Origin of the sequence: Hyphomonas atlantica corrig., assembly GCF_017795365.1 — a bacterium.
Lineage (GTDB): Bacteria > Pseudomonadota > Alphaproteobacteria > Caulobacterales > Hyphomonadaceae > Hyphomonas > Hyphomonas atlantica.
In genome coordinates this window covers 2,081,460-2,102,657 of sequence record NZ_CP051254.1, presented here as the reverse complement: position 1 = coordinate 2,102,657, position 21,198 = coordinate 2,081,460, and the positions used below count along the sequence as shown (strand labels likewise).

The 21,198-nt window shown below is 61.9% G+C and carries 21 protein-coding genes; 11 read left to right on the top strand and 10 right to left on the bottom strand.

Annotated elements, in window-relative coordinates; genetic code table 11:
* Positions 1-38 precede the first annotated feature (38 nt).
* The gene (locus tag HF931_RS10265) at positions 39-956 is read left to right on the top strand and encodes a fatty acid desaturase family protein (protein ID WP_273239988.1); all 918 of its coding nucleotides are present in this window, start codon (positions 39-41) and stop codon (positions 954-956) included.
* A gap of 6 nt (positions 957-962) precedes the next feature.
* On the opposite strand, the gene HF931_RS10260 is transcribed toward HF931_RS10265, so the two are convergent.
* The 3 genes from HF931_RS10260 to mutY all read right to left on the bottom strand — a co-directional run bounded on the left by HF931_RS10260 (position 963) and on the right by mutY (position 6,023).
* Positions 963-2,903: a sialate O-acetylesterase gene (locus HF931_RS10260; protein ID WP_273239986.1), complete on the bottom strand. Its 1,941-nt coding sequence runs from the start codon at positions 2,901-2,903 to the stop codon at positions 963-965.
* A gap of 118 nt (positions 2,904-3,021) precedes the next feature.
* Positions 3,022-4,860, bottom strand: coding sequence for a hypothetical protein (locus HF931_RS10255; RefSeq protein ID WP_155841993.1), 1,839 nt, complete (start codon positions 4,858-4,860; stop codon positions 3,022-3,024).
* 113 nt (positions 4,861-4,973) lie between these two features.
* Positions 4,974-6,023, bottom strand: coding sequence for an A/G-specific adenine glycosylase (mutY, locus tag HF931_RS10250; RefSeq protein ID WP_273239983.1), 1,050 nt, complete (start codon positions 6,021-6,023; stop codon positions 4,974-4,976).
* Positions 6,024-6,061: 38 nt separating this feature from the next.
* On the opposite strand from mutY, the gene HF931_RS10245 reads away from it, so the two are divergent.
* The 10 genes from HF931_RS10245 (at position 6,062) to HF931_RS10200 (ending at position 14,884) form a co-directional block, all read left to right on the top strand.
* Complete coding sequence (locus HF931_RS10245) at positions 6,062-6,643, top strand: DUF721 domain-containing protein (RefSeq protein WP_051602881.1); 582 nt, start codon at positions 6,062-6,064, stop codon at positions 6,641-6,643.
* Positions 6,644-6,673: 30 nt separating this feature from the next.
* Positions 6,674-7,309: a thioredoxin domain-containing protein gene (locus tag HF931_RS10240; protein ID WP_273239980.1), complete on the top strand. Its 636-nt coding sequence runs from the start codon at positions 6,674-6,676 to the stop codon at positions 7,307-7,309.
* Positions 7,310-7,377: 68 nt separating this feature from the next.
* Complete coding sequence (locus HF931_RS10235) at positions 7,378-8,040, top strand: DsbA family protein (protein WP_081806241.1); 663 nt, start codon at positions 7,378-7,380, stop codon at positions 8,038-8,040.
* Positions 8,041-8,058: 18 nt separating this feature from the next.
* Entirely contained in the window at positions 8,059-11,520 is a 3,462-nt protein-coding gene (gene smc / locus HF931_RS10230; protein WP_273239978.1) for a chromosome segregation protein SMC, read from the top strand.
* A 149-nt stretch (positions 11,521-11,669) separates the two neighbouring features.
* On the top strand, positions 11,670-12,026 hold the full coding sequence (locus HF931_RS10225) for an AtpZ/AtpI family protein (protein ID WP_051602879.1): 357 nt from the start codon (positions 11,670-11,672) through the stop codon (positions 12,024-12,026).
* Positions 12,023-12,805, top strand: a complete 783-nt coding sequence (locus HF931_RS10220) for a F0F1 ATP synthase subunit A (RefSeq protein ID WP_035554782.1) — start codon at positions 12,023-12,025, stop codon at positions 12,803-12,805. The genes HF931_RS10225 and HF931_RS10220 overlap by 4 nt, the downstream gene beginning before the upstream one ends.
* 117 nt (positions 12,806-12,922) lie before the next feature.
* The gene (locus HF931_RS10215) at positions 12,923-13,159 is read left to right on the top strand and encodes a F0F1 ATP synthase subunit C (RefSeq protein WP_027838455.1); all 237 of its coding nucleotides are present in this window, start codon (positions 12,923-12,925) and stop codon (positions 13,157-13,159) included.
* A gap of 86 nt (positions 13,160-13,245) precedes the next feature.
* A complete protein-coding gene (locus HF931_RS10210) occupies positions 13,246-13,785 on the top strand; it encodes a F0F1 ATP synthase subunit B family protein (RefSeq protein ID WP_273239976.1) in 540 nt (179 codons plus the stop codon).
* Between the two features lie 11 nt (positions 13,786-13,796).
* Complete coding sequence (locus tag HF931_RS10205; protein WP_081806240.1) at positions 13,797-14,381, top strand: F0F1 ATP synthase subunit B family protein; 585 nt, start codon at positions 13,797-13,799, stop codon at positions 14,379-14,381.
* Between the two features lie 125 nt (positions 14,382-14,506).
* The gene (locus tag HF931_RS10200) at positions 14,507-14,884 is read left to right on the top strand and encodes a hypothetical protein (RefSeq protein WP_273239974.1); all 378 of its coding nucleotides are present in this window, start codon (positions 14,507-14,509) and stop codon (positions 14,882-14,884) included.
* A gap of 79 nt (positions 14,885-14,963) precedes the next feature.
* On the opposite strand, the gene HF931_RS10195 is transcribed toward HF931_RS10200, so the two are convergent.
* From HF931_RS10195 to HF931_RS10165, 7 genes are all read right to left on the bottom strand, one after another.
* Positions 14,964-16,790 carry an ABC transporter ATP-binding protein gene (locus HF931_RS10195; RefSeq protein ID WP_273239972.1) on the bottom strand — a complete coding sequence of 609 codons (1,827 nt, stop codon included), beginning with the start codon at positions 16,788-16,790 and terminating at the stop codon, positions 14,964-14,966.
* On the bottom strand, positions 16,741-17,865 hold the full coding sequence (locus HF931_RS10190; protein ID WP_241764234.1) for an inositol monophosphatase family protein: 1,125 nt from the start codon (positions 17,863-17,865) through the stop codon (positions 16,741-16,743). Before HF931_RS10190 ends, HF931_RS10195 begins: the two co-directional genes overlap by 50 nt.
* Positions 17,852-19,198: a TldD/PmbA family protein gene (locus HF931_RS10185; protein ID WP_035554776.1), complete on the bottom strand. Its 1,347-nt coding sequence runs from the start codon at positions 19,196-19,198 to the stop codon at positions 17,852-17,854. Before HF931_RS10185 ends, HF931_RS10190 begins: the two co-directional genes overlap by 14 nt.
* Before the next feature lie 44 nt (positions 19,199-19,242).
* The gene (locus HF931_RS10180) at positions 19,243-19,629 is read right to left on the bottom strand and encodes an MAPEG family protein (RefSeq protein WP_035554775.1); all 387 of its coding nucleotides are present in this window, start codon (positions 19,627-19,629) and stop codon (positions 19,243-19,245) included.
* 79 nt (positions 19,630-19,708) lie between these two features.
* Positions 19,709-19,984: a hypothetical protein gene (locus tag HF931_RS10175; protein ID WP_035554773.1), complete on the bottom strand. Its 276-nt coding sequence runs from the start codon at positions 19,982-19,984 to the stop codon at positions 19,709-19,711.
* Between the two features lie 120 nt (positions 19,985-20,104).
* Entirely contained in the window at positions 20,105-20,416 is a 312-nt protein-coding gene (locus HF931_RS10170; protein ID WP_035554771.1) for a hypothetical protein, read from the bottom strand.
* A 61-nt stretch (positions 20,417-20,477) separates the two neighbouring features.
* The gene (locus HF931_RS10165; protein WP_051602878.1) at positions 20,478-21,191 is read right to left on the bottom strand and encodes a fused DSP-PTPase phosphatase/NAD kinase-like protein; all 714 of its coding nucleotides are present in this window, start codon (positions 21,189-21,191) and stop codon (positions 20,478-20,480) included.
* Positions 21,192-21,198 lie beyond the last annotated feature (7 nt).

Genomic DNA, 21,198 nt, shown 5'->3' with positions numbered 1-21,198 from the left:
TGTAATAAACGATTAAAGCACAGGATGGGAGGCCTGCCATGTCCGCCAAGATGAAGCTGTCGGAAGCCGTTACCAAGGAAGAATTGCGCGAGCTGCGCAAGAAATCCGATATTCGTGCGCTGGCCACGCTTAGCTGGAACTGGAGCCTGATCATTGCGGCATTCGCGGTGGCGATCATCTGGCCGAACCCTCTGACCATTCTGGGCGGCGTGCTGATCCTTGGCGGGCGGCAGCTCGGCCTTGGTATTATCAATCATGACTGCGCGCATCACGCCTTCTTCAAGAGCCCGAAAATGGATGAGTTCGTCGGGCACTGGATTGCTGGCGCACCGATGAACATCTCCCTGCCCGCCTATCGCGCCTACCATTTGAAGCACCACAAATATGCCGGCACGCCAGACGATCCGGACATCATCTTCGTGAAGAATTATCCGGTTCCGAAAGAGAGCCTGCGCCGCAAATTCGTGCGCGACCTGACCGGGCAGACCGGGTTTCGCGACACAATGCGCAAGATCCGGAGTTTCAAACTGTCTCGCCACTGGCCCTGGCTGACTTTCCATGTCGGCCTGCTTGGCGTGCTGACAGCGGTCGGCGCCCCATGGGCCTATTTGATGTGGTGGGCGGCTGAATTGTTCGTCTACCCCGCAATCGTCCGCCTGCGCCAGATTGGTGAACATGGCACGGCACTGGATCGCACCAGCCTGGACCCACGCCTGAACACCGGCACGACAGTGGCGCCCTTCTGGCAACGTGTCCTGATCGCGCCGAATGATGTGAACTATCACCTTGAGCATCACATGTTCGCGTCGATCCCGCCCTACCGGCTGAAGCGGCTGCACACGCTATTGTCCTCACGCGGATACTATGATGAGTTCGATTGCATCTCGCACGGCTATGGCGATGTCATCCGCCGCGCCATCCGCCGCGACGCGCCCGACATGGTGCCGGCCGAATAAGTCGCCTCAGTCGATCTGCATCCAGAACGGGCCTGCCGGCAGGCCATTGCCGTCAAACAGATTGCACAGCGGCGAGTCGCCTTGGCAGTAGCGGATTTCCGAAACCTGTGCGCCATCGGTTTCAATGATCATGACATCCCCGTCCAGCGTCGCCGGGGCAAACCGGCAAGCCGCGCCATCGCAAAGCTCGACGCCGGTCACATTGCTGGAGCTGATCGTGACCAGCCCCTGATCAATTCCCTGAAATGAGACGCGAATCTCGTCCGCCAGAATTTCGGCGTCTGTCGCGACCGGCCCGCTCGGCCCGTCAATCGCCTCGCCGTAGATCAGTGCCTTCGCGACACGGATGACCCGATTGGAGGCTGAAATCTTGTCGGCGGGGTGAATGTCATACGGGTCACCAAGGTCTATGGTGACGGCCAGCCCGACCCGGTCATCCTGCGCAGCGACCCGGCGCATGGATTCCCGAACCATGCCCCAGCCAGGCTCCCCGGCCACTGTCGGCAACGCGCCAAAGCGCGGCAGCTGAACCACCACCACAGGCAGGTCCGCGCCGAACTTTGCGCGCCAGTCCTGAACAAGCAGAGTCAGCAATTCCTCATAAGCCGCACCGGCCCCGGCATTGGACTCGCCCTGATACCAAATCGCGCCTTTCAGCCCGACGCCTTCCAATGGCGCGATCATCGCATTGTGCAGCATCGAATATCCCTGAATGGTTTGCCAGGGAGCAGGCTTGGGCCGCGTCACATCCGTCGGCACCTTGCGATAGGTCCAGCCCTCCGCGAGCGAAACCGAACTGCCATCGGCAAGCTCAAGCCGTAGCTCCGCATCCGGACCATTCATGCCGCCTTCGCCATAATCATTATGCGCATTGACGAGCAGGACATTGCGCCCAGCCCTCAACAGGTCCGCCGGCACGTCATAGACCCGCAATCCGCCCCAATCGAACGTGGTGCCAATCGCCACACCATTCATCCAGGTTACGTCCGTATCGTCGATTGACCCGATGTGCACACTGGCCGTCTGGCTGGCCTGCGCCTCTGTCAGATCGAAGCTCACCTTGTGCCACACCATCCCCTTGTGATCGGCCAGTTCAGGGTCTCCCCATGTGCGCCAGTCGCGCAGCTGGCCGGGCACCGCTACCCAGTCGCCTTCGTCCGGCGCGTCCCAAACGGCGTCTCCACCCGTTGCCGGATCGGCCAGCCAGCTCGCCTGCCAACTTTCCGAATAATCCTTTGCCGCCCTGACCGGATCATCAACATGAGTGCGCAGCAACTCAACCTGTTCGGCATGCTCCGCCGCCGCGCCCGCAACCTCGGCATCAATCCAGGATTCGATACGAGAGCCGCCCCAGGCTGACTGGATCAAGCCGACCGGCACATCATAAGTCTCGGCAATGTCTCGCCCGGTGAAATAGCACATCGCAGAGAACCACTCCGCGGCTTCCGGCGTCGCCTTGCTCCATGCGGTCGGCTCGGGCAGTTTTGACTGCGGCTCCAGCGCTGCCTTTTGATAAATATTCAGCAGGCGTATATTTTCCTCGCTCGCCTCCTCAAGGATCTGCGGCGCGTAGGGCATGTTCCTCAGCGGATATTTCATGTTCGACTGGCCGGAGCACAGGAACACATCACCTGACAGAACATCGCCGACATGATCCAGCTTGCGACCGCCTTCATGGAGAGAGATTTCGTGAATGCCGCCCGCGGGCAGAGCGGCAAACTCCACCTGCCACGCGCCACTTTCGGCGACGGTCACCGTGCGTACGGCCGCATCGAGTTTCACCGACAGCTCGGTTCCGGGCTCGCCGGTGCCGAACACGCGCACCGGCTGGTCTCTCTGGATGACCATGTGGTCGCCAAACACATCCGCCAGTTCGGCGCTGTTCGGTTCAGCACATCCCGCCAGCATGGCAATCGCCAATGCGCTTAGCCCAAGCTTCTGAATCACGAATCCGCCTCCGCCCTCTTTGTTTGAAGGGACATTCCCCAAACCCGACAGCCTTGTCCAGTGTTAGCGGTAACTTTTCAGTCTTCGATTTCTGATCCGACGTTGTTCCCAGTCGGCGTCAGGACTCCTCATCCGAGCCGGACGAGGTGTCCTTGTCGTGAGAGACTTGTTGAGGTGTGTTCGACTTCATGCCCAGCACGTTTGGTGTTTCCGCCCCATGCTGCACGGCCTTGGCGTATTGGGTGTTGATCGATACGACATCCTGTACGGCGGCGGCATCCCGACGTTGTAGCTGAGGCATGAACTTCAAATCGTCCAGTGACTTCACCGCCGTGGCGACAATTTCCTTCAACTCGTCCGTGTCGCTGCCAAACTCCAGAATGGATCGCGGGCCCATCAGTCCATTCTTGTTTGGCCGGGCAAAGGCGCAAGAGTGCACCAATACTGCGCTCCCTTCGACCACGCCATTCGTGAAGGGGATATCGATTTCGGTCTTCATCGTGTCGAATGAGGCATTGCCGATGGCCTGCGTCACGCTTGTTTCTGTTCCGGTCATCTCTGCCCGGAAGAACAAGCTTCTGAAATTGGTTTCGCCAAGGAACACTTCGGAGAGTCCGATGAACCATTTCCCGAACCCGCCGAAAATGAGGAACACCAATATCCAGGGTCCTATGGCCCCCAGATCGCGCCATCCATTCACGATGGCTTCGTCGCTGGGTTCGTTCCCGGCCTGAAGAACGGCGGAAAGGCTTTCCAGACCCTCCACTTCCGGAATTCGAAACGCCAGCGCCAATGCAGCCACCAGCAAAAGAATGTTGCCGCACCCTTCCGCCAGAAATGGCACATATTTCGCGATTGGGGCTTTCTGAAGCTGAGGCTGCGTCTCAGCATACACGCGCGGCCCCGTATTGTAGATCCGGATGGCCTGATTTGGGTACAGGTCCTGGGTTGCCGTGATCATGGCTTCGGCAAACTGGCGAGAATTGCCCACGCCATCCCGTTGGAAGCGGATTTGCGTAACGCCCTCATCCAGTTCACCTGACAGCGACCTCAATCGCGCCATCCTGACGAACCAGAAGAAAACAGCTACGCCCGACAACGCCGCGGCCAACACCAGGATCAGCATGACCAGCCCCTGTGGTACGCTTGCATCCGACGTTCTCATCAATGCGTTGGCACTGGCCGGGTCAACTCCCAGCGCCGCATAGTCGAGGCTGGACACCAGCACGCCCCCGATTGCAAGCAGCGCCAGGAAGAAGATCAGCCCCCTGAGGGTGCCGGGCGACGCATTTCTCATCTGCGCCAATTGCATGGTCAGCGTGGAGGAGCGGACAAACATGCGCCACCGCGCCAGCAAGACGGTCGCAAGCACCCACCAGAACATGCTCTTCGTATTTCCCGTCATTTCCAGGCCGACTGTATTCGAGGCCGCCACGAAGAACAGCGCCAAACCCAGCACAATCAATGTGCCGATCAGGCAGGCAAAAATGTACTCAATCAGAAGGCGAATCTCGGGGGGCGAAAATCGAAGTCCGGGCAAGAACAGTTCTGCCAACCGGCCCAGTAAGCCAGCCTGTATACTTCCCTCTGGCGGTGAGCCCACATCCAGCAATTCCGACAATTCCCCGGGGGAATAACGTTGCGCCTTTCCGATGGATGCGACAGCTTTGCCACCTTGCGAGCGCACAGCAAGGTCGGCTGGAGAGCGTGGATCAGGCTCGAACCCGGTCAGCCTGTCCACAGCCTGCTTCAGTCCCGTCAAGCCTGACAGGATCAGCACCGACGCAGCAAAACCTGACAGCATCATCAAAGGCATGTTGTCATTACTGAATGCGCCAAGCGCCTGGAACAGCACAAACAATCCCACCAGAAAAACGATCACCGCGCGAGCAAGGCGCAACAGCCCTGACACGACGAACGGATTTCGGAAATTGTCTGAACGCCTTCTGGTTTTCATGTTTGCCCCCAAACTCATCAAACCCAAAACAGAATTCTACCTTCCGCAATCGATCGGCTTAGTCAATCGCGCGTTGATGACGTTTTCTGGTTGCGCGCCCCGATGAGCGCTCCCTACTTCAAAGCGAGTTTGTAGGCTTTTTCGAAGACGCTGGGCAGGCCTTTGACGGCGTTGGCATTGGTCCAGATCGCGCCGGGGATCTTCGGTTTGCGTGCGGCTTCGGCCCGCATCACGCGAAAGCGCAGCGCGAAATGCGTGAAGACGTGGCGCACTTCGCCAATGTCTTCCCACTCTGCAGTTGCCGGGGGTGGGGTTTCGGCAAAGCCACCTTCCACCCAGTCTTCTGTCGGCAGGGCGAGCATGCCGCCCAGCAGGCCCTTATCCGGGCGCCGGACCAGCAGGACCTGATCCTTCACACGCAGCACATAGGCCGTTCCGTAGCGCACAGGCTTGGCCACTTTGGCAGGCTTGATGGGATAGCGCTCCGGTTCCCCTTCGGCCCGAGCGGCGCAAAGGTCTGAGACGGGGCAGATCAGGCAGTTCGGCTTGGTCGGCGTGCAGACGGTCGCGCCAAGGTCCATCAGAGCTTCGACGAACTCTCCGGGCCGATCTTCCGGCACCAGCGCGCGGACGGTTTCCGCGATCACTTTCTTTTCTGCCGCCCATTCGCCCTTCAGGGCCAGCAGGCGCGCGAACACACGGTCGACATTGCCATCCACCGCTGCGGCTTTCTGATCGAAGGCAATCGCCGCAATCGCGCCCGCCGTATATGGCCCGATGCCCGGCAACTTGCGCAGCTCTGCCTCGGTTTCCGGAAATCCGCCGCGCGCCGTTACTTCACGCGCGCATTTCAGGAGGTTCCGCGCCCGCGCATAATAGCCAAGCCCGGCCCATGCGCTCATCACGTCTTCATCCTTCGCCGCCGCCAGCGCCTCGACACTTGGCCAGCGCTCCGTGAAGGCGTGGAAGTATGGCGTGCCGTGCGGGATGGTGGTCTGCTGCATCATGATCTCGCATAGCCAGACGCGGTAAGGGTCGGGCCGCTCTCCCACGGCGCGGTCAGCCGGCAGCGTCCGCCACGGCAAATCGCGCGCATGCCGCTCGAACCAGGGCAGCAATTTGCCCGGCAGGCTGTTCAAATCTCTGTGCTTTGCCGGCGCCATGCCTTTTCCTCGCCCGAAAGCCGTGCAATCTCGTGCGAATGGTCACGAGATCAAGTCTTGATCCCATTGAGGAAGCCCGCGCGCGGATCCGCCTTCGCTACCAGCGGGCGACGCGCGCCCATCCGGGCATGCGCCAGATCGGCCTGTCGGCAGAGCGGATCGGGCGCAAGTCCGGCGCCAAGAAACTTCCCCCCATCCAGATCCTCCGCCAGCGCTGGCGCGAGATTGCCGGGGAGCAACTCTACAAATACTGCCGCCCGGAACGACTCAGTGGCGGCAAGGATGGCCGCGTGCTCACCCTGCTCGTCGTGCCCCAGGCCGCGCCGATGGTGCAGCACCAGTCCGAAACGCTGCGCCAGCGTGTCTCGGTCTCTGCCGGGGGTGACATCACCGCGATCAAGATCAAGCAGGGCGCACTCGGAAACGAGCCTGCCAAGCCGATGCGCCGCAAGACACGCCCCCTGACCCGCGCCGAGCGTGAGGCGCTGCAGGAATCCGCCGCCCGCATCCAGGACGACAAGCTGCGCGCCGCAATTGTTGCGCTTGGAGAGGCCATGCTAACCGCAGAAGACACGCCGCCCGCCGACACGTCCGGTACAGGCGGTGACCTGCCCTTTTAGACATCCGCGCTGCCCGCAAGGAGCCCCGACATGCTGAAACCCCTTCTGACCGCCCTCATTTCTGCCGCCGCGCTTGCCCTGCCCGCGCTCGCGGATGATCTGTCGATCGGGCACTCAAAGGGATCGGAAGACGCGCCCATCACGCTGATCGAATATGGCTCAGTCACCTGCGGCGGATGCAAATTCTTCCACGACAAGATCATGCCGCGCGTCGAGCAGGATTATATCGAAACCGGTAAGGTCCGTTTCATCTTCCGCGAGGCATTGCGCAACGATGTGGATACGGCCCTCATCGCCATGGCGCGCTGCAAGGGGCCTGACAAATTCTTCGCGATCACTGATGCGATTTTCGAGAAACAGCCGGAGATCATCAAATCCGCGCAGGCCGGCAAAGTGCTCGACACTTTCCTGGATATCGGCGCGGAGTTCGACATCAACACACCGGCCCAGTTCGATGCCTGCTACGAGGACATGGATATCCGCCTCGACATGATCGAAGTGCAGGAAACCAGCGAACTCTACGAATTGCGCGGCACGCCCACCCTGATCGTGAATGGCGAGGAGAAATATGTCGATGAGGATTTCAAATCCGCCGACGCTTTTGCCGCCTATCTGGATGAGCAGCTGACCGCACTTTCCGAAACGCCTGCCGAACAGGCAGAATAGTTAACAAACACCGGGGTTGCAGTTAACCAATTGGCAACCTAACCGACTCAATTCTTAATGCGAAGGTTATGACCATGAACATCTTCTCACGACGCACTGCGCTTGCCGCACTCTCCGCGCTGGCCCTGGCTGCCTGCGGTGACTCCGGCGCGGCCAACACGCCGGCAGGCGGCACGGTAAGCGCCGGTAGCGAACTGGGCCATGTGAAGGGCAATGCCGATGCGCCGGTCACGCTGATCGAATACGCGTCCCCGACCTGCCCGGCCTGTAAATACTGGCATGATGACATCAGCCCGGTCGTTCAGTCAGACTATGTCGACACCGGCAAGGTGAAGTTCGTATTCCGCGAATACCCGATCCACGGGCCTGACGTGCCTGCCTACCTCGTGGCGATGTGCGCTGGCGAAGACAAGTATTTCGACGTTCTGGACGAGCTTTTCGAATACCAGTCCGGCATCGTTGAATCCGCCCAGAATGGCGTTCTGAAAGCCATGCTGCAAACCATCGGACAGCGCCACGGCATTGAATCCGAAGCTGATTTTGATGCCTGCATGAACAATCGCGAGCTGCGCGAGCAGATGGCGGATGTGTACCAGACCGCAGAGGCCTATGGCGTGACCGGCACCCCGACCTTCATCATCAATGGTGAAGTGCACCAGTTCGCCAACATGAACTCTGCCGAGAAGGTCACTGCCGCACTGGACGCCGCACTCGAGGCTGCAGGCGAATAAGGATATGGGGGAGCCAGCATGCAGATAACCGAACTCCGTATCGCTGGCTTCAAGTCCTTCGTGGACCCTCAGGATGTTCCGATCGAACCCGGCCTGACCGGGATCGTCGGCCCGAATGGCTGCGGCAAGTCCAATCTACTCGAAGCCCTGCGCTGGGCGATGGGCGCCAGCTCTGCCCGCGCCATGCGCGGCGGGGAGATGGATGACCTGATCTTCTCAGGTGCAGACGGGCGCCCGGCCCGCGAAACGGCGGAAGTCACGCTGGTGCTGGACAATTCCAAGCGCACCGCGCCGCCGGAATTCAACGCCTCTGACACGCTGGAGATCATCCGCCGCCTGAAGCGCGGTGCGGGCTCCACCTACAAGCTCAATGGGCGCACCGTGCGCGGCAAGGACATCCAGCTCCTGTTCGCGGATGCCTCCACCGGGGCGAACTCCCCGGCGCTGGTGCGTCAGGGCCAGATCTCCGAACTCATCGGCTCCAAGCCCCAGAACCGCCGCCGCATCCTCGAAGAAGCCGCCGGCATTGCGGGTCTCAACTCCCGCCGTCATGAGGCTGAGCTGAAGCTGAATGGCGCAGAGACCAATCTGGAGCGCCTGTCCGAAGTTTCCGCCGAGGTCGAACGCCAACTGGCAAGCCTGAAGCGGCAGGCCGCAAAGGCGCGCCGCTACAAGCGCCTGTCCGAAGAAATCCATGCCCTCGACGCGCTGATCGCACACTTGCGCTGGCACGAGGCCAAGCTCGCCTGCGACACCGCCCGCACCCAGCTGGAAGACGCACGCCGCGCCGTTGAAGAGAAAACCCGCGAAGATGCCGTGCGCGAGCGTGAGCGCATCGAGGCCAGCGAGGGCCTGAACCCATTGCGCGAAGCCGAGAGCATCGCCGCCGCCAAGCTGGGCCAGGCCCGGATCACGCTGGCGAAACTGGAAACCGAGCGCAAAATCGCCGCCGAAACGCATGAGCGCCTCGACGCCGAAGCGACCCGTCTGATGGAAGACATCGAGCGCGAACAGGACCAGAAGCTGGAAGCTGAAGACGCGCTGGCCCATGCCAAGTTCGAACTCTCTTCTCTGCCTGTGCTGGACGAAGCCCGCAATGAAGAGATTGAGGCCGAAACGCGCCGTGCGCTGGAAAATGCCCGCATGCGCCTCGCCGAAGCTGAAAAGACTGCCGACGAAGCGCAGGAACGTTTGGCACAGGTCCGCGCCCAGCGCCGCGCGTCTGAAGAGAATGCCGCCGCCCAGCGTCGTCGCCAGTCGCAACTGACCGCAGAGATCGACCGCCTCAAGGGCGAGATGTCCCGCATCGAAGACGTGGTGACCCTCACCTCCCGTCTGAGAGACGCCAAGACGGCTGAGCAATCTGCCGAAACGGCGCTGCACGAGGCGGAACGCGCCGTAGAGGCCGCAGAAGCGAAGCTGGCCGAAACCCGTGAAGCAGAGACTGCCGCCCAACCCCCACGGGACTCAGCGCAACAGGAAGTTCGCGCGCTGGAAGCCGAAATTGCCGGCTTGCGCAAATTGCTCCGCAAGGCGGAAGGCCCCAAGGCCCCGCCGGTCGTGGAGCGCATCCGCACGCAGGATGGATACGAAAAGGCTATCGCCGCCGCCCTTGGGGATGACATTGAAGCGCCGACAGACCGGTCCGCGGCCATGTTCTGGGGCGGTGCCTCTCTCGCCGGACAAACCCTGCCAGATGGCGCACGCCCGCTGACGGACGTGACCGAAGCCCCCGGCGAACTGGCTGCGCGCCTTGCCCAGTGTGGCGTGGTGGATGTAGCGGATGGTGAGCGCCTGATGGCTGAGCTGAAGCCGGGCCAGCGCCTTGTTTCGGTCGAAGGCCATCTCTGGCGCTGGGATGGCTATATCCGCACGCCGGATGCCCCCGTCAGCGCCGCAGCCCGTCTGGAGCAGCAGGCCCGACTGGAAGCTGCCGAGGCCGAGCTTGGCCCGCTGACCGAAACCTATGAAGCGCGCGAAGCCGAATGGGTCGCGGCGCGCGAGGCCCGTCAGGCCGCCGAAACGAATCTGCGCGATCTGCGTCAGGCAATCGCCCCGGCCCAGCGGGCGCTGAGCGAAGCCCGCAATCGCGTCTCGCAGGAGGCGCAGGCCTCTGAACGCGCGGCGATGAAACGCGACACCAGCGGCGAAGCACTGACCCGCGCCGAATCAGACCTTGCCATCGTCAATGAAACGCTGGCCATGATCTCTCCCGAAGGCCCGGCAGAGGATGAAAGCGCGCTGGAGGCCCGCCTCGCCGAAGCGCGGACAATGGTGGCCGAGGCCCGCACTGAAGAGGTCGAAGCGCGTGGCCGCCTGACCGACATCACCCGTGGCCGGGAACAGGCCGCTGCCCGGCGCGAGGGATTGGAGCGGGACATCAAGACCTGGTCTGGCCGCATCGCCTCAGCCGAGGAACGCGTTGGCCGCCTGATCGAGCGCCGCAAATCCGCAGCCTCCGAAGCGCTCGCCGCCAAGGCGCGGCCGGAAGAACTCGCCAGCGAGATCGAGACCCGCAGCAATGAGGTCGAAACGCTGGAAACAGAGCGCAAGCGCGTCGCTGACCAGCTGGCCCAAAAAGAAACCGCGATCCGCGAAGCCGAACAGGCCGCCCGCCGCGCCGCCAATGAAGCCTCTGAAGCGCGCGAGAATCTGGCTGGCTGGAAAGTGAAGCTCGAAAACGCCGAAGGCCGTCTCGAAGAATCGGTCGAGATCGCGCGCAACAATTTCCAGCGCACGCCCGAAGGCCTGCTGGCGATTGCCGAAGCGGGCCTCGACGAAGAAGAGATGGGCGAATTCTCCCCGCGCGACGCAGAGCGCAAGGCCGACGAACTGCGCCGCACGCGAGACCAACTCGGCGGCGTGAACATGAATGCCGAGGAAGAGGCCGCAGAGCTGGAAGAACGCCTCGGCTCACAGGTTACCGAGAAGGAAGACCTGATCGCCGCCATCGCCAAGCTGCGCCAGGGCGTCGACAAGCTGAACGCCGAGGGCCGCGAACGCCTACTGACCGCGTTCGAGACCGTGAATGAGCACTTCAAGGCACTGTTCACGGCACTGTTCCGCGGCGGGCAGGCCGAGCTGCGCCTCGTCGATGCGGACGACCCCCTTCAGGCGGGACTCGAAATCATGGCCCAGCCGCCCGGCAAGAAGCTCGGCACGCTGAACCTGATGTCGGGCGGAGAGCAGGCCCTGACAGCGGCAGCGCTGATCTTTGCGGTCTTCCTGTCCCGCCCTGCCCCGATCTGCGTGCTGGACGAGGTGGACGCTCCGCTGGACGACGCCAATGTCGACCGCTTCTGCAACATGCTGAACGAGATGCGCCAGCGTACCGATACGCGCTTTGTGGTGATCACGCACAATCCGGTCACGATGAGCCGGATGGACCGTCTTTTCGGCGTCACGATGCGCGAAAAAGGCGTTTCCAAGCTGGTTTCCGTGGACCTTCAGGCAGCCGAAGAGCTTGTTGCGGCGGAGTAGCGCACACCTGCACAATAGAAACTCAATAAAATCAGGCGTCTAGCTTTCTGCAATCGCGGTTGACTTGCCCGCCCCGTATACATAGTTTGCGCCGAAATCCGGGGGGCACCCCATCAGAAGGGATTCGCACGCGCGAAGCTTGTCATATCATGTCCAGTGAAGGCCCGAACGACCTCGGTGAACGCATCGCCAAGGCTCAGGCGGCCCGAGCGGCAAAAGAGGCAGCCAAGCGCAAGCTTGAACCAGATGATGGAAGTCTTTCGGCCGGGGCCTATGCCCTGCGATATGGCGCGGAGTTTGTCGCCTGCATCTTTGTCGGAGGCCTGATTGGTTTCTGGATTGACGCATTCGCAGGAACAAAGCCCTGGGGCCTGTTGATTGTCGGGACTTTCGGCTTCGCAGCAGGTATTCGAGCGATGATGCGCGCTTATCGGGAACTGAATGCCCGGGCGCAAGGACACTTAAAGGAGCCGGAGGCTCCAACAGACGGGACCGGGAACGAATGAACTTCGCTCTGCAAAACACCGCGATTGATCCGATCCACCAGTTCCAGGTCACGAAGTGGCTGGACCTGAGCATTGGCGGCGTGGACATTTCCTTCACCAACGCGTCCGGCTTCATGCTGCTCGGCGTGGTTCTGTGCATTGCCTTCTTCGGCTATGCCGCCTCCAAGAAAGCGCTCGTACCGGGCCGCACCCAGTCCATGGCCGAGATCGGCTACGGCTTCGTGGCGGACATGGTCCGCTCCACGGCTGGCGAAGAAGGCCTGCGCTTCTTCCCGTTCGTCTTCACGCTCTTCTTCTTCGTCTTCTTCGCGAACATGATCGGCATGGTGCCATACGCCTTCACAACGACCAGCCACCTGGTTGTCACCGGCGCCTTGGCCATGCTCGTCATTTCCATCGTCATCGGTTTCGGCATCTGGAAGAACGGCCTCAGCTTCTTCAAGCTGTTTGCCCCGTCCGGCGCACCGTTCCTGATCTATCTCATCCTCGTCCCGATCGAGATCATTTCCTTCCTGGCCCGTCCGGTCACGCTGGCGCTGCGTCTGTTCGCCAACATGCTGGCCGGTCACATCATGCTGAAACTGTTTGCAACCTTTGCAGCCCAGCTCATCGGCGCGGCCCTGTCCGGCGCGGTGTTCATGGGTGTTGTGGGTCTGCTGGCCTTCGGCATGGGGGTTGCGCTCAACGCGCTCGAGCTTCTTGTGGCAGGTCTTCAGGCCTATGTTTTCGCAATCCTGACCTGCGTTTACCTGAACGACGCACTGCACCCGTCACACTAAGGACCTCTTCGCCAGTGTGGGCCCCGGCGCACACTAAAAACCTTGACGCAGCCTAACGAACACGCTTCACGGGCCGCAAAATACTGAAACCCTTGCATTCCAAACAGGAGACTACCCATGGAAGGCGATATCGCTCTCGGTCTGAAATACGTAGGCGCTGGCCTCGCAACGCTCGGCATGATCGGTGCCGCAATCGGTGTGGGCAACATCTTCAGCTCGTTCCTCGACGCTGCCATGCGCAACCCGTCCGCTGCTCCACAGCAGACTGGTAACCTCTTCATCGGTATGGCTCTCGCAGAGGCACTCGGCATCCTGTCGTTCCTCGTGGCCGTCCTGATCCTGTTCGTGGTCTAAGACCAACTCGAACACGCCAAGAACGGGCCGGGGGATGTAAACGTCTCCGGCCCGATCCAGCCTGATGCTGCACCAGAGGTATTGAAATGCTGCTCGACCTGCTAGCGGAAACTGCCCATCACCTGCCGGATGACGCCCCGCCGCCATTCCCGCCTTTCGAGGCATGGCACATGCCGGGCCAGTTGTTCTGGCTCGCGATCCTATTCGCGGTCCTGTACTTCTCCCTCTCGCGCTTCATCCTGCCGAAGATGTCGGACACGATCGAAAAACGGTCTGACCGGATCGCATCTGACCTCGACCAGGCTGCAAAACTGAACGAGCAGGCCGAAGAGGCCCAGCAGGCGCTCGAACTGCGCATCGCTCAGGCGAAGGCCAAGGCTCGCGAAACCGCGAACAAGGCCACCGCCAAGGTCGAAGCCGAAATGACGGCTGAAACCGCTCGCGTCGATGCCGAGATCGAAAAGAAGCTGGACGCTGCCGAAGAGCGGATCTCCGCCCTGCGCGCAAACGCCATGCAGAACGTCGAACAGATTGCCGTGGATGCCGCGGACGCCATGACCAGCCGTTTCGGGCTGAAAGCGTCGGCAGCAGACCTCAAGAAAGCCGTTTCGGCGGCGCTGAACTAAGAGACACGCAGATGACCCTTCGTCTTGTCCCTGCCCTGACCCTGGCCGCGCTGGCCGCATCGCCCGCCTTTGCGGCGTCCGATTCGCATGGCGGCGGGTTCGTTGGCGGCCTGATGTATTCGCTGACCGATCCGGTCACGCATACCGCATTCCTGGCGCTTGCCGTCTTCCTGCTGATTGCCTGGCGCATGGGCGCCTTGAAGGCCATCACCAGCGGTCTCGACAAGCGGGCGGATGACATCCGCAAAGAGCTGGATGAAGCCCAGAACCTTCGTGAGCAGGCTGCTGAAACCCTCGCTCTGGCTGAGCGTCGCCAGCAGGATGCCGACAAGGAAGCCGAAGCGATGATCGCCCAGGCCAAGGAAGACGCCAAGCGCATCATGGAAGAGGCCCGCAAGGACATTGCAGAACGCCTCGCCCGCCGTGAAGCGCAGGCCGAAGCCCGCATCGCCCGCGCTGAAGCCGAGGCAACCGAGCAAGTTCGCCGCGCCGCTGCCGACGCTGCGACAGAGGCGGCCCGCCGCCTGCTCGCCGAAGACACTGCGGTCGACCAGTTCGAATCTGCAGCGCGCGAAATCGAGAAAGCGCTCGGCTGATCCGGGGACACCATCCGGCCTCTCCCCAGCCCTGAACTCTGAAAACCCCTGATCTGCCCGGCAGGTCAGGGGTTTTTCTTTGGCTCCTATCCGACAGGCCCTCGCACTGTGGCAGGCTAAGCGGCATGGACTCGCTGTTTCGCCCCCTTGCAACACCGCTGCCGGCGCATCTGGAACCCTACCAGTTCTGGATCTGGCTGCAGATCGTGATGATCCGCGCCTATGTGCGCGCGGTCCGCGGCAAGGGAATCCTGTTCAGCACGCTGATTGACCGGCGCGGCAATGTCTATCTCAACTGGATCGAGAAGGACCCGGAGGACCTGACGCCTGACCCGTTCAGCTTCACTCCCTCCAAAGCCTATCAAGCCGCCCTCTCCGGCCCCGAGCCCGCTCATCCCGGCGAACGCCGGGACCTCGTGCCCCTTGCCGCGCCCTCTCCGCGCCGCATCGCGTACATCCCGCGTGTCTTCACGCAAAGCCCCCTGCCCTTGCCGGACACCTGACCGCGCATTTCTCTGTGAAAAATTCAGCCCACGACCGAAGCGCCCTCACAGGCGTCGCACGTGCGGGTGGGGTATCGGATCAGCTCAGCTGCAGTTCCACGAGGCGCTTGTACGCGCCGCTGGAGGCCATCAGCGTGTCGTGCGTGCCCTCCTCGACCGCACAGCCGTCTTCCATCACGATGATGCGGTCTGCCGCCCGGACTGTGGACAGGCGGTGCGCAATGATCAGCGTGGTGCGCCCGCGCGAGAACTCTGCCAGCGCCGCCTGAACCTTGGCCTCGCTTTCAGCGTCCAGCGCCGAGGTCGCTTCATCCAGCAACAGGATCGGTGCGCCGCGCAGGATGGCCCTGGCGAGGGCCACGCGCTGGCGCTGGCCACCGGAGAGGTTGCGGCCCATTTCGCCCGCTGGCGACTGATAGCCCTCCGGCATGGCGGAGATGAACTCATGCGCATTGGCCGCCTTGGCGGCTGCCTCGATCTCGGCATTGGTCGCGCCCAGCCGGCCCAGTGCGATATTGTTCTGGATCGTGTCATCGAACAGCGCAGAATCCTGCGCCACGAGGCCGATATTGGCGCGTAGCGTATCGCCAATGACGCGGCGCACATCATGCCCATCGACACGCACGCTGCCGGTCTCGGCATCATAGAGGCGCATCAACAGGTTGAAGACGGTGGACTTGCCCGCGCCGGACGGGCCGACAATCGCCACGGTCTCTCCCGGTGCGGCCTTGAAGGACAGCCCGTTCAGGGCGCGCGTCCCGTCCGGATAGGCAAAGGTGACGGCGTCGAACTCGATCTGGCCACTTGCCCGGGTCAGCCGCTCGGCGTCCGGCGCGTCGGCAATGTGGGTTGTCGCATCGACAATCTCGAACACGCGATCTGCGGCGGCCCCACCTTCCTGTGCCACGGCGTTCAGCGTGCCGAGCGCTCGCAATTCCGGAGAGACAATGCCCAGCGCTGCGATGAAGCCCAGCAGATCGCCCAGCGTCATTGCCCCTTCGGACATGCGCCAGGCGGCAAAGCCCAATATGCCCGCCAGCGCCGCGCCGCCCGCAACTTCCAGGATCGGGTCCACGGCGGCCCGGTCGGTCAGCACTTTCAGGAACAGTTTCGACCGCTCCTTGAAGCCCTGACGCGCGCGGGATTTCTGGTAAGGTTCCAGGCCATAGGCCTTCACCACGCGGGCGGACTGAAAACCTTCAGACAAGAGCGATGTCACCTGCCCCACCTGTTTCTGCGCCTGCTTGGAGCGTTTGCGAATCCGGTTGCCCAGCCCGATGACAGGCCCGAAGGCGATGGGATAGGCCACCAGCAGCAGCAGGGTCAGCTGCCAGTCGATCACGATCATCACCCCGAACATCCCGATCACAGTGATCGTGCTCTTGGTGAAATTGTTGGCAAAGCGCAGTGCCGCATCGCGGATGGCATTCACATCATTGATGAAGCGCGAGACGAAATCACCCGAGGCATCCGCCGCCACGCGGGCATAGTCCCCATCGGTGAGAGAGTCGAACTGGCTGGACTGCACCGACACGAGCCCGCGCTGGACACCGGTATTGTTGAACACCGTCATCAGGTAGAGCGTCAGCGCCCGCGCGCAGGACAGGGCCACGATGGCCCCGCCGATCCACCAGATCCAGTCCGGGCCAGCGATGGGCGCTGCGGCCTCGTCTCCAAAGGTGGCCTGAAGCCGGTCGCCCAGCTCTTTCAGCACAAGCGAATAGCCCATGGCGCTGAGCGAGGTCAGCAGGGCCATGAGCGTACCGACCGCAAACCAGCCGAGGTGCGGTCGGAAATAGGCTGCAAACAGGCGCCTCAGGCTCCCCGTCTGTTTGGGGGCCTCAGCTGTCACCACCTCAGACGTGATGATGATCCCCCGTCTCCGGGTCCAGCAGCTTGTGGGCATGGAGGATGAAGTAGCGGGTCTCGGCACTGTCGACCGTGCGCTGCGCGGCATTCTTCCACGCGTCGTAGGCGGCCTTGTAGTTCGGGAAAGCACCGACAAAGTCGACCTTGGACAGGTCTTCGAATTCCACTTCGGTCACATCCTTCAGCTCGCCGCCGAACACGATGTGAAGAAGCTGTTTGGTCTGAACGTTCGTATCGCCCATTTTGACTGGCTCCGTAGTCTCTGCAGGCGCGGGTTTGGGCGCCCTTTCCTGTGGGTCAGGTATAGTCACAAATTCTGACCTGCGCACTAACAGAGGATGCAGGGCGTTTCCAGAAGCAATGACGCTACGTTGTGCAGGTACTGCCCGGTTGAATATGAGTTTTTCACCGCGATGTGTCGTCGCGACACCGCCTGCCTCTTCGATGAGCACAGTCCCGGCGGCAAGGTCCCAGTCCGACTTCTCGCCCAGGACGAGCGTGGCATCCCATTTTCCCGCCGCCACGAAGGCCATACGCAACAGGGTGGAGTTCGGCTTGGGCCGGGCAATGGTCAGCGGCGGCCACGGCTCCGGCCAGCCGGGATGCTCCAGCATCTGCTCGGCGGCGATCAGGCGGCAGCCCTCTTCGCTGGTGCACTCGCTGACCCGGATTGCCGCGCCGTTCAGGAACGCGCCCTGCCCGCGATGGGCCTCATAGAACTCGTCCAGCTCAGGCGCGTAGAGCACGCCGCCCACCGCTTCGCCTTCCTCGACAATGGCCAGGCCGATGCACCAATACGGGTCGCCGCGAATATAGGCGCGCGTACCATCAATCGGGTCGACCACCCAGCAACGGTCCCGGCGCCGAGCGTCCGGATTGTCGAGCGTCTCTTCCGACAGCCATCCATATTCCGGGCGGAACTGCGTCAGCCGGTCTGCGCACAGCTGGTTCACCGCCATGTCGGCTTCAGTGACCGGGCTGCCTCCCGTCTTTTGCCAGGTCTCGGCCTGATTGTCCCCCTGCATGAAGGACTGGGCGAGCTTGCCAGCTTCCTGCGCCAGTTCGCGCAGGATTTTCATGTCTTCAAACAGGGTGCGGTCAGCTGCCCGCAAGGCTCATATCCTCGATCATGATGCTTGGCGCATCCCGTGTGCCCCGGAATTCCAGGTCAGAGGCCGGGATCAGGCGGGCAAACATGGAGGGCAGATCGCCCGCAATCGTCACTTCCGACACCGGATAGGCAATCTCGCCATCCTCGAACCAGAAACCCGACACGCCGACAGAATAATCGCCCGTGTTCGGGTTGATCGACGGGCCGAACATGTCAGTGACCAGCAGGCCCTTGCCGACGGCCTTGACCAGTTCGCCCGGCGTCTTGTCGCCGGCCTTCAGGTACAAATTCGATGTCGTTACGCCCGGTGGGTCGCCAAAGCCCAGCGCGGAGAAGCCATTCGGCTCCAGCCCCAGCTGGCGGGCAGACGGTCCGTTCAGCAGCCAGGTCGTCAGGCGGCCATTGTCGATCAGATGCGTCTCCCGCACCGGCAGGCCCTCACCATCATGGCTGCGCGATCCCATGCCCATCGGGCGGAATGGATCGTCGATGATGTGTATACCATCGGCAAACACCTGCTCGCCCATCCGGTCCTTCAGGAAGCTGACGCCCCGCGCCACGGACGGGCCGGAGATTGCGCTGAGGAACGCGCCGAGCAAGCCCGCCGACACCCGGCGATCGTACAGGACGGCCGCTTTCTGGGTCTTCAGCTTGCGTGAGCCGAGGCGGGAAATGGTGCGCTCACCCGCCGTGATTCCGATCTCTGCAGCGGTCGGGCGGTCCTTGGTGAAACGAACAGACCAGCTGTCATAGTCCCGCTCCATCTGGCCATCGCGTTCCGCCACAGCCGCCAGGCCAAGGCTGGTAGATGTGCCGGTCTTGAAGGCGGAGAAGCCATTGCTCGCCGCAACCCAGCGGGTCGAGCGGTTCCAGGACGCGCCGCACCCGGCCACGGTCTTGATGCCGGAAATGCCCAGCGCCGCCGCCTCAGCGGCCAGCGCTTCCGCCTCCAGCGTCTCGGCGGGGATTTCCGGCTCGCCGGTCAAATCCATGTCCAGATCGCCAGTGGCCAGAATGCTCGCATCCGGCAGGCCGCAATACTTGTCTTCCGGCACAGCCTTCGCCATCGCCACACAGCGCTCGGCCAGCGCCTTCAGCCCTTCCGGGGACAAGTCTGCGCCGGAGACATGCGCCTGACGTTTGCCATACAGGCAGCGCAGCGCGACCGAGCGGCCTTCTTCGCGTTCGATGCTTTCCAGTGCGCCATCCCGCACGGAGACGCTGACGCCTTCAGTCACGCCTATGCGGGCGTCTGCGGCGTCTGCACCTTCCTTGCGGCAATGGTCCAGTAGTCCGGCGAGCAAATCGGCCGGCGGTGTCGTAAAATCAGCCATTCCGGCTAGATGGACTTTGCGCAGGTTTCGCGCAACTGCTCAGTTCAGGCGAAAGCGTGGAACAGCAGCGCCCCGGCAACGAGGATCATGGTAATCCAGCTGAGCAGGATGCCCCCCGCACGCAGCGGCAGGATGTTTCCGCCCATACCGATCATGTGCATCACCCGGCCCAGCGTGAACAGTCCGCCGCCAACATGAATGGCCCAGGCTGGCAGTCCCATCAGCGCAGCCACGACGAGGCCAACCAGCATGGCCGGAATGTATTCCGTCGCATTGCCGTGGACCCGCGTGCGCAGTTCCAGGGTCTCATTGCCACCGGTCCCGACGGAGACTCGCGCGGACTGGCGCACGGAAACCACGCGGAGCGCGAGGTAGATCAGCAGCAGCATGTTTACGGCCACGTAGATGGCGGCCACTTCGAGTGATGTCATGTTTATTTCCTCCCTATTGAAAAGGGCCATCGAATGATTCGATGGCCCTTGAATATTCCTGGCGGTTCACCGGCCCCGATCAGTCGTCGCGACGGGCGTCTGGCAGGCGGTCGTTGATGTCGTCCCGGATGTCCAGCAGCGTCACGATCAAGCCGCACACGAGGCTGGCAGCAATCCATCCCCCGACGGTGAAGACAGCAAAGTCTGCCACCTGAGCCAGCGTACCGGTCAGGCCGAGCAATTCGCCCGTGAACTCCCCGCGATTGTACAGTCCCAGCGCGATGCCCGCGACAATGATCGCGATATAGGCGACGTAAACCATCGTGCGGAAGCTGTTGATGATAAAGAACTTCATGAGATCCCCTTCCTTAACTCCAAGCTATTTCTATGCGGATTGCTTCCGCGCGTCACCCGATTACACGTGACAAACGAATATCCCATGACTGGCGGGAAACTGTTTTGCGACAGGCCGGGTTCATTCCCCCTCCTGCCCTGACAATTCACAACTGATCATGGCCGAAAGCGTACCAGCGAATTCGAGCTGTTCGCTCATCGACAGTGATTCCACGAAATCGCCCACATCCCGGCGCTCGCGCCCTATGGCAGCAGCCGTGCGACGGTAAAGGTCCGGGCTCAGCTTCTCTTCCATGACGCCACTGATGCAGGCGCAGGTTTCTGGCGCTTCGCCATCGGCAATACAGGCTTCGGTGAGCAGCTCGCGGTCCGATTTCTGGCTGCAGGCAGCCAGCATCGCCAAGCATAGGCAGGACAGGGTCAGGACGCGCATTCTGGCAGCTCCGGAAACTTCAATGCCCAGCCAAGCATGAAATTAACCAACAGGAAAGCGCCTATTCCCGTCGCAGGATCTTGTCGACCTGAACGCCCTTGCCGAACTCGCGCAGGAAATCCTCCTTCACCTGCAACCGGTCATAATCCTCTTCCACCCAGTCCAGGAAGGGTTTCCAATCCGCCGGATCGCGGCCTGCATTATAGTCGGCATAGGTCTGGAAAAAGGCATCCAGCATGCCGGTCTTGCCGTGTTTCACATGCAGGTATTTCAGCGACAATTGCTCGATTGCCTCTTCATAAGGCACTTGTTCACGCAGCAATTTGTAGAGAACAGACATCAGTCCCGCGCGATCTGCGCCGGATTTGCAATGCATCAGTGCCGGATACTCGATTGTGTCGAACAATTCCTTCGCCGCGAACAAGGCTTCCTTCGTTGGCGTGTCGCGGGAGAAGACCTGAAAATCGACCAGCGTGATTCCCGCTTTTTCGCAGGCTTCCTTCTCCAGAAGGTAATAGCCCTTGGTGCTGGTGCCGCGAAGATTCAGGATCGTGCGAATGCCCAGCGTTTCGGCATATTCAACCACCTTCTTCGGCGATGGCTGGTTTGCACGCCACATCTCCGGAGAGATCTGGTGCAGGTTCGAGAACATCTTGCGCAGGAATCCGTGATCGCCCCAGACAAGTTCACGCCGGGCACGGGCGCGCCCCTGCGGCGTCGACAGGTCCGGCGCGACATGCGGTTTGCGATTCTTCTTGGATCTCAGCTTTACCATTGCCCCG